Source organism: Chryseobacterium sp. OSA05B (assembly GCF_019970065.1).
Classification (GTDB): domain Bacteria; phylum Bacteroidota; class Bacteroidia; order Flavobacteriales; family Weeksellaceae; genus Chryseobacterium.
Genome location: NZ_JAHXYH010000004.1, coordinates 388,847 through 403,381, shown reverse-complemented (window position 1 = coordinate 403,381; position 14,535 = coordinate 388,847). Strand labels below are relative to the sequence as shown.

Annotated in this window: 11 protein-coding genes; 6 read left to right on the top strand and 5 right to left on the bottom strand. The window is 38.4% G+C overall.

Annotated features, from left to right (window positions below; translation table 11 throughout):
* The first annotated feature begins 5 nt into the window (after window positions 1-5).
* The 5 genes from LC419_RS17555 (at window position 6) to LC419_RS17535 (ending at window position 7,945) form a co-directional block, all read left to right on the top strand.
* Window positions 6-3,743: a hypothetical protein gene (locus LC419_RS17555; RefSeq protein ID WP_223608579.1), complete on the top strand. Its 3,738-nt coding sequence runs from the start codon at window positions 6-8 to the stop codon at window positions 3,741-3,743.
* Window positions 3,744-3,806: 63 nt separating this feature from the next.
* The gene (locus LC419_RS17550; protein WP_223608578.1) at window positions 3,807-5,747 is read left to right on the top strand and encodes a hypothetical protein; all 1,941 of its coding nucleotides are present in this window, start codon (window positions 3,807-3,809) and stop codon (window positions 5,745-5,747) included.
* Window positions 5,748-5,910: 163 nt separating this feature from the next.
* Window positions 5,911-6,831, top strand: coding sequence for a YafY family protein (locus LC419_RS17545; RefSeq protein WP_223608577.1), 921 nt, complete (start codon window positions 5,911-5,913; stop codon window positions 6,829-6,831).
* A 55-nt stretch (window positions 6,832-6,886) separates the two neighbouring features.
* Window positions 6,887-7,513, top strand: a complete 627-nt coding sequence (locus LC419_RS17540) for an energy transducer TonB (protein WP_223608576.1) — start codon at window positions 6,887-6,889, stop codon at window positions 7,511-7,513.
* Complete coding sequence (locus tag LC419_RS17535) at window positions 7,514-7,945, top strand: nucleoside deaminase (protein ID WP_223608575.1); 432 nt, start codon at window positions 7,514-7,516, stop codon at window positions 7,943-7,945.
* Window positions 7,946-8,085: 140 nt separating this feature from the next.
* On the opposite strand, the gene LC419_RS17530 is transcribed toward LC419_RS17535, so the two are convergent.
* The 4 genes from LC419_RS17530 to LC419_RS17515 are packed head-to-tail and all read right to left on the bottom strand — an operon-like array spanning window position 8,086 to window position 11,198.
* Window positions 8,086-9,237 carry a hypothetical protein gene (locus LC419_RS17530; RefSeq protein ID WP_223608574.1) on the bottom strand — a complete coding sequence of 384 codons (1,152 nt, stop codon included), beginning with the start codon at window positions 9,235-9,237 and terminating at the stop codon, window positions 8,086-8,088.
* On the bottom strand, window positions 9,227-9,805 hold the full coding sequence (locus LC419_RS17525) for a hypothetical protein (RefSeq protein ID WP_223608573.1): 579 nt from the start codon (window positions 9,803-9,805) through the stop codon (window positions 9,227-9,229). The genes LC419_RS17530 and LC419_RS17525 overlap by 11 nt, the downstream gene beginning before the upstream one ends.
* Window positions 9,806-9,852: 47 nt before the next feature.
* Window positions 9,853-10,392 (bottom strand): GNAT family N-acetyltransferase, encoded by a 540-nt coding sequence (locus LC419_RS17520; RefSeq protein ID WP_223608572.1) that lies wholly within the window; start codon window positions 10,390-10,392, stop codon window positions 9,853-9,855.
* A gap of 38 nt (window positions 10,393-10,430) precedes the next feature.
* Window positions 10,431-11,198, bottom strand: coding sequence for a type III pantothenate kinase (locus LC419_RS17515; protein WP_223608571.1), 768 nt, complete (start codon window positions 11,196-11,198; stop codon window positions 10,431-10,433).
* Between the two features lie 502 nt (window positions 11,199-11,700).
* Here LC419_RS17515 and LC419_RS17510 point away from each other — a divergent pair.
* On the top strand, window positions 11,701-12,303 hold the full coding sequence (locus tag LC419_RS17510; protein ID WP_223608570.1) for a hypothetical protein: 603 nt from the start codon (window positions 11,701-11,703) through the stop codon (window positions 12,301-12,303).
* Window positions 12,304-12,469: 166 nt separating this feature from the next.
* Here the strand turns inward: LC419_RS17510 and LC419_RS17505 are convergent, their stop codons facing one another.
* Window positions 12,470-14,311: a M1 family metallopeptidase gene (locus tag LC419_RS17505; RefSeq protein WP_223608569.1), complete on the bottom strand. Its 1,842-nt coding sequence runs from the start codon at window positions 14,309-14,311 to the stop codon at window positions 12,470-12,472.
* Between the last annotated feature and the right edge of the window lie 224 nt (window positions 14,312-14,535).

The following is a 14,535-nucleotide window of genomic DNA, read 5'->3' as shown; positions in this document are numbered from 1 at the left end:
TTAAAATGGCAACAAACGACACAACCAACAACGCTTCACAGACTCTTTTCAGATTTGTAAGCCTTAGAAATCCACAATTAACAGAAACTAAAGCTAAAAACTTAGGTTTCATTCACAGACCTCAAACAGGTTTAACCAGCTTTTTCGACTCTTATGTCAATCCTGCTGATTCTGCACTGGCAAAATTCCAGGCTATGGAACGTGCTTCAAAATCTTTCAACTCTGCCGGTTATGAAACGGAGATTAAAGTAGAGGAAGGAAACTTCGCCGAGGCTTTGAAAATAGGAAGAAAAATCTCAAAACAGGAAGCTCTGACTCCGCTGGAAGAAAGTGTAGCAGTTAATGCTTATGAAATCACAACTAAAGAACAGCTGAGCGCTTTATGGGACAACCTGATGTATCAAACGGCCTCTCAGAATAATTTTTATGTAAAAGAAGCTGTAGCTCACATTTTAAAAGCCCTTCATTTCGGATATGTATGTACCCTTCAATCAACGGACGAACTGGTAAAAATCAACGGTTCTGATCTTAAAGCAAAAGCGCTTGAAGCAAGAATTGTTCTTCCAATGAAATTTTTTGGAGACGGCTACGAAGGCGAAGGTTCCGGAACAGGAAATCCTAGTTCCCGTAAGCCCTTCACCGTGGGGAAATCTGCTATTGGAGACGATCCAATTAACGAAACAAAAGCCGTTCTTTCTGTTCCCGCTAAAGAACAGCTAAAAGCCGAAGGGGAAAAAATTCTGGAACTTACGAACCTTAATTTAGAAAAAGACAGTTTAAATGTTCTAAAATCTGAGCTGGAAAAAGTACAGAAAATTTACCAGAAAGCGAGAAACAAAGCCTATGATGAGGCTTACAAAGAATATCTTGCCGCCAATCAGCCTGCCCTGGAAAGATACAGAGCTCAACTGAAAGAAATTCAGGACCAGATCACAAAGGAGATGACAGAGCAGGAAATCAATGCCTTGTATGCAAAGCTTGAAGAGCCTTCTATTCCTCCATTCGTTTTCACGTATAAGAATGAGATCAACTTCGGAGATTTCACAGAAATACTTTCATTGAATTCTCTAAAAATCTTCGTTGACAAGTTTACTGCATTAACCAGCGGACAAAAACCTGAAGACGGTTTTGATTTCACAAAAATAAGTGTGGTATCCGACAGAAAACTTCAGCTTGGAGCAGCAGTAGTTTCCATCACCGATGAGTTTGACACGTATCCTGAAGTCTTTGAAAAAATCGACGAGGAACATGCTGCAAAATCTCAGACCTTGTATAATAAAACACCGGCTCAGGAGCAGACATTTGCCAGCCTTGGAGGAATCCTAGTCCCTGTAGCTGACTCTTTTACACAATATGCAGCGAAAGTAACGCCAAGATCGTATTATCTCAAGGCAACACCTCAGGGAAGTATTTTTGCTGGCAGCCAGGCGTATCTTACGTTTTATTATCAGGCAGATAGTTCAGCCTGGGGAATAGCATCCGCCAAATTATCACTGATCTCCGACGTAGGTAATTTTGATGAAAGCTACAACAATATCGAAGTAGTGGATAATAAAGTGACTCTTGCTTCAATTATGGTTGGCAAGTTCAGCAAATACATCCGAAACATCAAAGTCAAAATTTACTTTAACAACGGTAAAGAGGCTTCACTGGATCTTTCAGGAATAGAACCTAACCAGGCCTATACTGACGTCTTATATGTTGAAGACATTAAAGATGAAACCGGAACTCCGGGCGGTGGTATTGAAAATCCTAAACCGGGAACTTTCATCCCTAAACATTTCGGTGTAAAGCGATTGGGAATTGCCGATTATCTTAAAGTGGAGCAAAGCGTTCATGCGTACGTTCCAGGAGAAGTTTCCAATATTGAGAATGTGATGGCCAGCGAACTGCGTCATAAGTCTTCTGTAGCCAGAGATTATTCTGAAATTACAGATACCACTTCTGAATCTATTGAAACGGAGAAGATTTCTGACACTACAAAAGCAGACAGAAATGAAATGCAGACTGAAATCGCTCAGGAGCTTAAAAAAGAGCAGGCAATTACTGCGAGCACCAAGTTTACGTATGACACAAAAGTAATGAAGTACGAGATAGGTGGAACCTATGCCAACAATACTTCACAGCAGGACAGTACCAAACAGGCTGTAAAAAAATCCCAGGAGATCACAGAACGCGCCATGGAACGTGTCCTTACGAAGATCAATAACGAGCGTGTGCAGAAAATCATTAAAGAATTTACTGAAACCAATGTACATGAATTTGATAACAGAGGCCAGGCAAGTCAGGAAAATCCTCAGCACATTACCGGAGTATACAGATGGGTAGATAAAAAAATGAAAAACCAGATCTACAACTACGGTAAACGTACTATGTTTGAATTCATGATTCCGGAACCGGCAAGACTTCATACTTTGGCTACAGCTGTATCGAAAGCAGACACACTTACGGCTCCGGCAGATCCGAGAAAAGCTGAAAAACCGTGGGGTATGGCAAGTGCTCAGGTGGCTACCAAAGATCAGATTGAATACTGGGCTAATATTTACAACGTAAAACTCACTGAACTTCCAAAGTCTCCGATCAATCTTATATTAGGAAAGCAATGGGAAAAGGTAAACGGAAACGAAGAATACAGACACAGAACGATCGACATTCCTGTGAACTACGAAGCAAGCAGTGTAAAAATGTTCTATGGTTTTGAAAGAAACAGAAAAGGAACGAGTACGCTTTATACCAGCAACTTTGCAGGAGGAATGGTTCCTTTCTCAAATGGAGGTACTTCTATTGACTCTACCGCGTATTTCACCCCTCAGAACGTCACCGGAGCTTATGATTTCGTGTACAAATGTAGCAACATTGATTCTGTCAATATTGCGTTTGAGATTACATGTAAACTTTCTCAGGCATTCATGAAATCATGGATTCAGGAAAACTTTACAGCTATTATCAAGGCGTATGACGAAGCGTATGCTATTTTCTTAGAAAAACAGAAGGAACTGCAGGATAAAGCAAAAGAAGAGGAAGCTGCCAACAAAGAAAAGCTTGGGAATTTCTACCGTGAAATGGAGTCTGTGATTCTGAAACACAACTGTATTGCTTATCTTCTTCAGGATTATCTGACTACTCTGGGACAGGCGTTCACTTCAGGAAGCCAGATGAGTGATTTCAAAGTAATTCTCAGCGAAAACCTTGAACAATATACCGCTTTAGCCAAGTTTATGGAACAGGCCTTTGAGTGGAGTATCATGGATTACACATTCTACCCGTATTACTGGGCAGACAGAAAGAGATGGCAGGAAATGTATCTTACGCAAAGTGTAGATCCATTGTTTAGAAACTTCCTTCAGGCAGGTATGGCAAGAGTAATTGTAACCGTAAAACCTGGTTTTGAAGACGCTGTACAGTTCTTCATGAGTACCGGAAAAATCTGGAGCGGAGGTGAAGTTCCTGTTATCGGAGATCCGTTGTACATGTCTATCGTAGACGAACTGAGAAAGCCAACCGGCGAAGCTCAGGGTAAATTCTGGATCACAAGAATTCCTACTACATTAACGATCCTTCAGGCTAAATCTGTAGGTCTGGAAGTAGAACAGGCTCTTCCGATCTTCCCTGAAGATGATCCGAAAAACTGCGATAATCCTAAGGAGCTGGAAACCAAAAGTCCTTTCAAGCTGCTGGATAAAGCTACGCTTGAGGCAGGAACACTCCCAACCACTTTACCAACCAATATTATCAATAAATAATTTTCATGAACGGCGGCGGAATTTTTTCTGCCGCTTTTTTACCCCAATCAAAAAAATTTTAAAATGAAAAATATAGATATAAGATATCCTGCCAATATTGGTACTGCTGATATTGATGTTTATAATGCTAAGGCAAATCAACTCTTCACTGATCAGGTAACTTTAGAATTTTTCAGATCAAAAACACATTCTGAAGGAGCAGTAGGATCTAAAGACACTGACTATCAAGGTACTTTTGGATTTGACGCCTATAATTCTAAGATAATGCCTCGGGGGGCTATCAGTAATTATCTGGATATTGAAGGTAAGGAAATACAAACCTCAGACAATCCAAAATATATTTCACCTTACCTAAGTATTTATCCTCCTGAATTTGGTGACAGCAAGAGTAAAATAACATTATATATAAAGGCTACCGATAAAAAGAAGGGAACAACAGGGGAAGTTGAATTTTCATGTGTAAGTTCCAAAGGCGACAACAAGAATACAAACATCAATATTGTAGGAAATAATAAAATATTGCTTGAAAGTGGTTCTGCCAAGCCTTTAACATTACAATGTATTAAACCCTTCAAAGATGACATATTTCTGGAAGCAAGATCCGGTACAAAAAAAATAGGCCAGATTGTTATTAAAGCCAATGCAAAAATTTATGAGACCACTATACAACCGGTAATGATTAACTGGGGAACAACAGCTTCAAAATCCGTGGAACTGGTTGATCATGAAAGTTTGGTAGAGAATATTGCAGCTTATTTTAATACAAATTCACTGAATCAAGCCTACATAAAAGGAAATCTTGCCAAGAAGACCCATTCAGTGACTTTTCTGAAAAGTGATTTCACAAAAGATTCAGTGTTAAAAGAAATTGCAGGTGAAGAAGACCCATGTGGAAATACCCATACAGGTGGGCTTTTTGTAAATTATGGCAATAAAGGAAGTTATGTTAATGCCAATTCATATAATGATCTTGTAGAAGAACGTTATGCCGCGCTGGGTTCTGGCAATAAAGAAAAACAGGACGCAAAAGAAAAAATCCAGCAGGCTATCGTAGATCTAATTACCGTATTTAAAAAAGACTTTAAGTATGATAAACAGAGTAATCTCGAGAAAGCAAAAAGTTTTCACAAAGATGCGAAAGTAACAAACATCTGGAAAAAACCAGAAGTGGTAAGTGCTTATAAAAAATATGAAGATCTCAGAAAAAGCTATAAGGGTAATGTAGAACTGGACAGAAAAAATACAATTTACATTTTTATCAATAAAAATATCGAAGGGGGAAGAGATCCTATAACGAAAGTACAAGCGTATTCTTTACAATCATCAGGCGTTGTACACATCTTCAATAGTGCCTATACCGATAAAGACGGCAGTGCACTTATTATTCACGAAGTGGGTCATTCGTTAAGCCTGAACCATACTTTCACAGATGAAAAACTCAATGCTTTAAATAAAAATACAGAAACGATAAACAAATTAAAGAAAGAAAAAGACGAGCTCGAAAACACTAAGAAAAATCTGGATTTAAAAAATTATTACGGGATTGATAAAAAATATCTTACAATCCAAAAGCTTATTACTTACAGTGAGGATAAAAGCAAACCGGAAGTTTATTATTTTGAAAGAGATTTCTTGTTCAACATTATAGGAAAAGCTGCTGTAAAAGATGAAAAACCTATTACTGGAGTGATTGATATAGAAAACCGTCCCAACCCTACCTCTGATATTTCTGTAGAAGATGAAATTGCCAAAAGAGATGCTGAAATTAAAAGGCTTACCGAAGAAAACAAAAAACTGAAGAACGAAACAGGTGTCATGCCACCAAGTAAAACATTGGAAAATATCATGGATTACAGACAGGGAACAGATTCAACCTGTGAGAAACCCTATAATGAAAATTTCCAGTATAAGGTTTTCTATGAGCGACAATGGAAAGCGATGGTAGATACAGGAATTGAAGAAGGATATATCAACGAAATAAAACAGAAAACACAAGCCGATTAGACAATACATGCTCTTCCAAAGACTAGATAACAACTGTCTTTCCAGCTAATGCTTTTTTATAAAAAATTAAAACACGACACGTTTTGTCGCATTAAGCCTATATATTTGTCTTATAAAATTTTACCATGAAACGCAGCCTGGCTGCAGCATAAATTATAGAAGAATGAAAAAAGATTTTTATCTGACAAGATATGCCTTAATTATCAAAAGATTAGAAAGTTCTCCGGCTACCTATTCCCAGCTGGAGGACTATCTTCTCAACTCTTTCGAATTTCAGGATGCTGGGATCAAGAGCTACTCGATCCGTACACTGCAAAGGGATATTCGTGAGATTTCCGATCTTTTTAATCTTTCCATTCACAACAAAAAGAAGGGTGATAACCGGTATTATATTGAAAGCCGTCCAATTATGGAAGTGGATGAATACAACCAGAAATTATTGGAATCTTTCCAGGTAAGCAATGCCCTGAATCTTCATCCGGACTTTTCAGATTTTATTTTTTTCGAAAGCAGAAAACCTACCGGCATCGAGCATTTCTATGATCTTTTCTTCGCTATCCGTAATAAAAGGGTCGTAAGTTTTGAACATTACAACTACAAAAATAAAATGATGACTTCCCGTAAGGTTCATCCCCTGGCTTTAAAGGAATCCAAGGACAGATGGTACCTGATCGCCATTGATACCAAAGACAAGGTTCTGAAATCATTTGGTCTGGATAGAGTCAATTATCTGGATGTGAGTGACAATAAATTCCGTGAAAAGTATAATTACAATTTCAGGGAGCATTTCAAAAATGCTTTCGGCGTGATGAATCTGGCAGAGCAGAATCCTGAGAAGATCGTCATGAAATGCAGCAGACATCAGGGAGAATACATCAGAAGTTTTCCGCTTCACCAGTCTCAGAAAGAAACTAAAGAAACACCGGAAGAAATCTATTTTGAGTTCTTTCTCCACCCTACCTATGATTTTATGCAGGAAATTCTTTCCTATGGAAAAGAAGTCACTGTTCTGGAACCTAAAGGTTTAGTTGATGATATCCGCACCCATCTTCAGGAGTCGCTGAACCGTTATTTTGAAAGCTGATAAACAACAACAAAAAGCTCATTTATTTTAATTATATTTACATAAATATACTCTTTTGAAAGCTTTATTTCTTTACCTGTTCTGCCTTATTTCTTCCTTTTGCTTTTCCCAGCAGAAAGAAGAATTCCGGAATGTAAAAAACTATTACAACCAACATCGGAGTATGCTGAATACAGAGTTTAAAAAGAAATTTGACCTGGAACCGGATACTTTCAGGAAAGCCAATATAAAACTTGATTTTGTTCTTTTCATGAAAAAGATGGACAGCATTGAAAATGTTGCAATGATTGGAGCTCTGCTAAAGGTGAGAAACCTTGAAGATCTGCAATCCTTGAAAAATCCAAAAGGCATATCAGAAAACAGCACCGAGAAACCAGCCATTTTTGAGAAACCTGCCGATTATCCGGGTGGGTTTAATACCCTGAGACAGGAAGTAGCCCATCTTTTTTATACACCAGCTGTTTACACCGAAGCCAAAACCGTAAAAACAGACGTGGCTTTTATTGTGGAAAAAGACGGAAGCATCAGCAATGTCCATGCAAAAGGGGATAATTTCACATTCAACCGACAGGCTGAGATTGCCCTGTATTCCATTTCGGAAAAATTCTCACCCGCTGTCATTAATGGAGATCCGGTAAGACACAGCCTGAGACTTCCTTTAACTTTAACGATTGAAGATTAAATGTTTACCGACGAATATTACATGAAGATGGCCCTGCAGGAAGCAGAAGCTGCATTAGAAAAAGATGAGGTTCCCATCGGATGTATCGTGGTTTCCAATAACCGCATCATTGCAAGAGCCCACAACCTTACCGAAACCCTGAACGACGTGACAGCCCACGCAGAAATGCAGGCGATCACCTCCGCGGCTAATTTTCTCGGAGGCAAATATCTCATCAATTGTACACTTTATGTGACACTGGAACCCTGCGTCATGTGTTCGGGAGCGCTTTCCTGGGCGCAGATCTCAAAAGTCGTGATTGGTGCCAGAGACGAACAAAGGGGATTTATCAACAAACATCTTTCTCTGCATCCAAAAACAGAAATCGTAACCGGCATTATGGAACATGAATGTTCTACCATCGTTAAGGAGTTTTTCAAAAGCAAAAGATAATTGAGGCTTAGTTATGGAATGCACTTTTGAGAGTGATGAGTTATGTAATGCGGGTATTGGAACGGGAAAACTTTCACCATTCACTTGCGTAGCAAAATTCACCATTGACGATCTTAAATCTGATGTCCGCCATCTGAAATCTATTCCATCTCTTCTATCGTCGCATGGAAAAGAGGTTTTACGGCATTCATTGTTCTCCAGTTCAATTCTTTGGTCTTTATCATATACTTTCCAAAATTGAGTGTGAGAAGACTGTCTTTTTTCTGATAGATATAATTAACCTTTGTCTTTTTGTTTGTATAATCTTCAAGGATAAGTTGATTTTTTGAGCCCTGCAGATAATGAAAATCCACCATCTTTTCATTCTTGTCCATCAGGATAAGGTAGCTGTTCCGGTGAAAGAAAATATACTGAATATCGGAGTTGACATCAATATTTTTAAAAGCTCCATGAAGCAATGGTCTCTCTGACGTATCATCATTAAAATTTCCTGAATTAATAAACGGAAAAAGTATCACAGCCAGTGAAAGTCCCACAAAAGCAGTCTTGAAAAAGATCCAAATAGCATGGAACTTTGGACTGATTTCTCTTTTCCCTTCCGGTTTGACTTCCTGTTTTAAAATCAAGAAACGGTACAAGGGAATCCAGTCATCTTTTAGTGCAAAAACAGCCATAGAAAGCAGGATCAGAGAAAAGAATTTAACCGAGATATCGAATCCGATATTGATGAGAAAAATATTGAGCAGGATGCCGATAGATACCAACAGTCCGAAGAGACGTGTTTTATGGAAAAGAATCAGGGTTGCGGCAAGAAGCTCCAGAGCTCCGGCCGATACAGAATACAACCGGGAAGTTCCCATTGTGCTCCAGAACAGAATATCTCTATCCAGATTTCCAAAACGGGAGTACAGAATATTAGGTTCGGGAAGATAGAACTGGACTTTAAAGATCTTATCAAAACCGTATTTCATCAGAACCACAGCCAGATATAAGACGATGATTTCTTTAGATAAATCAATGATTATCTGATGATATTTCTTTCTGACTAATACAACAACTAAAACCGAAACCGTTAAAAGAATCATGGCTAATGCTAACATGGAGCTGCTGTCCGAAGAAAAATCTATTCTTGATTGATTAATCGTAAAAATATTTTTCACAATCCAGCCTGCGAGATCTCCCCATAAAAACAGGGACCATTTTTGCTGAAAACCACCCAGAAAAGTTAATGGAAAGAAGAGCAGAAACAGCAGAAAAAAGATTCCTGTTCCCAAAAGAAATCTACTTCTCATTATTTTTCCTGTTCTTTTTCCAGCTGTAGAATCCTGAAGCTCCCGAAAACATCAGGATGCCCAAAAGAAGACCTCTTGGTATTTTTTCTGACTTTTCTTTTTTCGGTTTACCTTCCTTTACTGGTTTTACTTCTTTATAGGATTTATTGTGTTGGTCATATTCAACAAAGACAACGCTGTCCATATCATTAACAAAGTAATAGTCTTTTTTCAAAACATTTTTTACACTGTCAATATTCTTCTTTGAAAAAAGGGCATGATTCCGTACCACTTCCCTTCCCGGTTCCCATACTCTTTTCGTCCCTTCGGGAACTATTTTTCGTGCTGAGCTGGTCACCAAAATACTTTCTTCATCATTAAGAATGATCACAGAATCCAGTCTGGCATCTGTTACGTATCTTTTTGGAACAATACCAAGATTTGACGCATTGACATCGAAAAGATCTTCAGAAACGGCGGTATTGAAATGGTCGGAATGACCGCTATGGCTTTTGAAAGCAATAAGTTTGGTTTGAGAAAAAAGGAAAGTGCTGATGCTTACAGCAATGAGAATGTAGATTGTTTTCATGGAAGTATTTGCAGATTTGATAGCGTATTCCACGAAAGGTTAAATCATTATTTATTTTTAAAGACAGAATACATCATCACATCAAAGTATTCGCCGTCTTTTTTGAGATGCTGTTTCAGCAGTGCTTCTTCTTTCATTCCGGCTTTTTCCATGATTCTTCCGGAAGCGGGATTGTGAAGAAAATAGGTTGCATAGATTTTATTGACTTCCAATTCACGGAATCCAAAATCAATCAGCGCTATAGCAGCTTCTGTGACGTATCCTTTGTTCCAGAATGGTTTTCCTATCCAGTAACCGAGTTCAGCCTTATCATCATCTCTGTCGTGAAGACCGATAGCACCTATAATTTGTCCTTCTTTATTGCGGACTGCAAAAGTATATCCTGTATTGTTTGCAAAGGCTTCTCTGGAGATTTTCAACCAGAATTCAGCGTGTTCCAACATATACGGATAAGGAATATTGGACGTAAGGTCTGAGAAAATTTTATCCTGAAGATATAATTTCACGGCGGGAATATCCTTCTCATTCAATTGTGAAAGGATCAGCCTCTCTGTTTCTATGGTAGGAAACTCTTCTAATTTTCTCATAACACGTTTTTAATATCTTGAAATTTTAAGCCTCAGGTTTACGAAGGCTGTAAATCTTTTCCCAGGAAATAAAGTCCTTTCAGCGTATGCAGCCTGTCCATCACATGAATTTTTTCTGTCAACGGCTTATACACATGGGAAACCCCACCCGTAGCCACTACAAAACAGTCGTCATTCACCTCATCGTTGATACGGTCTATAAAACCTTCTACCATGCCCAGAAATCCGTAAACCATACCGCTCTGCATACAGGTTACCGTGTCTAATCCAAGGACTGTTTTAGGTTTCTTCAATTCGATATCAGGAAGCTGTGCAGTCTGGTTGATCAGTGAATTCAAAGAAGTCACAATACCCGGCGCAATGATGACACCCAATGTTTCTCCTGTTTCTGTAACACAGCTTGCGGTAAGAGCCGTTCCAAAATCAATAACGATCTTCTTACGGTTGGGATACAAATTGTGGGCAGCTACAAGATTGGCATAAATATCCGTACCCATCTGCTTGGATTTCGCCTGAACCCCGGAAGGTGTAGATCTGTCGACTATCACCGGTGAAATCTTATGGATCTTTTTGATGGCCGAACTGATCACTTTGGTAAGCTGAGGGACCACAGATCCTATAATGACTTTACTGATCTCTTCCGGTTCTATTTTATAGGTTTGGTACAGCATCAGCATCTGTACATACAATTCGTCTACCGTTCTGTACGGCTTGGTATTGATCACCCATGAAATATCACAGTTGTCTCCATTGAAAAGTCCGAATCTGATATTGCTGTTCCCTACGTTGATTACGATTGAATTCATTAGATTTTTTAAGCTAGTGTGGGTTAAAAAACAGGTGTAAAAATAAGGCTTTATCCTCAAAAATAAGCAATATCGATGTTATTTAACCTGAGTTCGGGTTAAGAAAATTAAGATTGAGGTCTCGAAAATTATGAGGTGCGGTTTTGAGCGGGTTATGAGTTTTAAATGATGAGTTATTAGTTTCAAGGGTAAAGAGGTACGGAATTTGGGATTTGAAAGCTTTTGGACGTAATAGGTAGCTCCAGGTTTGAACCATGAAACCAGCAGTCAGAAACTATTATGAGGTGCTATGATTTATACTTTAAACATCATGAAATCATTATAAAAGCAAATGTTTTAACCCAAATTCAGGTTATTTAGAGTAATTCATGAATCTATATTGATTACAGGCATCCATTATTGAATATTTTAATTTTGTTATATAAAATCTGAACCTGAGATTTAGAAAATTGGAAACAATTAATTACCTTTAAAACTCAAAATATTTTAAATCTCATCTTCCATGAAAAACCTGATCTTCCTATTTTTCTTTTGTATTGGTCTGAATACTTTTGCGCAGAGTGCGTCTCAGGTGAACAGCGTATTTCAGAAAATAAAAGAACAGGCAAAGATTGATAAAAACAACAGGGCTGTCTATGATCTTCTGGATGAATTTTATAACAAAAACCTTCAGGCAGAAAAAGATGAAATGACACCGGAAACCATTGAGAGAATTGAAAAACTCGCTTCAAATCCTGATACTAAAAACCTTCATATCCTCATGCTTTTCCTGATTTATCAGCAACACATCAGCCGAACAGCGGTGGTAGGAAAAACACCGGATACAGATTTCCAGATCGAAGCGATGACTTTGCTGGAGAAGGAGACCAAAGATATTTATGGAAAAGTCCCTGCGATCATCTACATCTATAAAGCAGAAGCACTGGATGGAAGCGGAAAGAAAAACGAAGCCAAAACAGCTGTTGACCAGGGATTAAAAGAATACCCGGATTCAGTTCCTTTAAAAGTATATAGCTATCTTAATACAAAAGATCCTGCTCTAAAAAATGACCTTATAAAAAATCATGCTAATCACTGGATGGTACAGCAGTTTGAGATAAAATAGGAGAATAGATTTCAGACTTTATTCAAGACAAAAAACAATCCCGCAGAAAAGTTCTGCGGGATTGTTTTTTTATTAGATCAAGGCTAAGTATAAGAAATGTCTATGGGCAATTTTTCTGCAAAATTCATAACTCATAATTTATAACTCATCACTTCCCATAGCTTCATTATTGTTTCACTTCAACAATATTATCCTCCATATTGACATCTGCCAATCTCTGGCTGAAATCTATTCCTAAAACGGCCAGCTGAGATTTTGTGTAAGGAATCGTCAGTGTATATTCTTTTTGTGTCCATGGCCAGTAAGGCATCGTCTTAAAATCACCATAGATATCTTTATCCTTCCATGTATGGGTCATATTCAAAGGAATCTGATACGTAACTACTTTTTTATCTGTAGTCAAAATGTTGAAATCTATAGGCATTGGAACTTGTCCGTTATTGATCAGGGTAATTGTCGTCGATTTTGCATCGTACTTCACATCTTTAATCCCGTAATCAATAGTTTTTGTTGTGTTGATCCAATAGTTATGGAACCATTTCAGATCCATCCCCGATACTTTCTGAGCAATATGAAGGAAATCTCTGTCAGAAGGGTGTTTCATGTGCCATTGGTCGTAATATTGCTTTAATGTTTCGGCAAGTTTCTGCTCTCCCATAATATAACCCAATTCCACAAGATACAGTTCCCCTTTCACATAAGATGCATAAGTGTAAGCCGTCCCATTATCGTGGTGATCACCCAACCATACGGCAGGTTCTTCAATTCCTTTTTTAATAAAATTCCTGTAAGCTTCCACGGTATGGGCAAAAGGATTCGGAAGTTCTTCCGGAAATAACTGATACATCACATACCCTTCTGCATAGCTTGTAAACCCTTCATCCATCCACGGACGTACGGATTCGTTGGTGGCCAGCATCTGCTGATACCATGAGTGCGCACCTTCGTGAGCCATTAAGCCCATCAGACCTTTCATATCTTTAGCTTCTCCAAGGATCATGGTACACATTCCGTATTCCATACCGCCGTCACCACCCTGAATAAAGGCGTAGGTCGGATATACATATTTCCCAAAGTGAGCGTTCATCAGCTGGAAATATTTGGTCACATAAGGCTGAGCTTCTTCCCAAACTTTAGTTTTGTCATTCTGCTGATACACAAGGAATACTTTCGGTCCCTCAGGAACATCAAAACTTTTAATGATATAATCTCTGTCTGCGCTCCATGCAAAGTCCAGAATATTATTGGCTTTCCATTTCCAGACTGCTTTTTTGCTTTTATCTGCTTTAATTTTTGCAGCGGCATCATATCCTTTTACGTCTGCCGGATTTTCAAGAATTCCTCCTGCTCCGATCACATAATCTTTGTTGATTTTAATGGTAACATCAAAATCCGAGAACGGTGCATGAAATTCTCTTCCGATATAATCAAAAGTTGCCCAACCGTCATAATCATATTCTGCAATTTTAGGATACCACTGAGTCATCGTCATATCCACTCCTTCCCTGTTGTTTCTTCCGCTTCTTCTGATCTGCTGAGGGATTACAGCATCCCAACCCATGGTAAAAGTCGTGGTAGAATTGGGCTGGATAGGCTCTGCCAGATACACCTTCATGATGGTTTCCTGGATCTCAAATTTCAGATCTTTTCCGTTTTGCTTGATCCAGTGAATATTTTGAGCTCCTTCCTGATCTTTCGGAATAGAAGCCAGTCTCGAAACACCCTCTTTCTGCAACCTGGAATCTCCGTTCTTTCCCTGACCGGTAATTCTCTGGTCCATCATTGAATTAGGCTTAAAAGCATTCCAGTACAGGTGAAAATACACCACATTCAACTCATCCGGTGAGTTATTGGTATATTCTAAGGTTTGATTTCCCTGGTAGGTAAATTTTTCAGCATTAACATCAATATCCATCTTATACTTCGCAGCCTGCTGATAATAAGCCCCCTGCTGAGCCTGAAATTGTGAAATGATAAACGCAAAAAGGATTGCAGCCGATTTTCTCATTTAAAATTTATTTTTTTTAAAGGTAGGTAATTTATGTAAAACCCTCAAATATGGAGGTATTTTAGGGCTTTTTGATCTGTTATGGATTTAGATGAGGTTTTATTCTGATGGTTAAGTGTGATTGTGCATATTTTGTTTTTTTAAACACAAATGGCACAAATTATTGCACAATTTTAAACACTAATGATTTGTGAAAATATTGTCCTAAAAGCCATGTCAAAGTT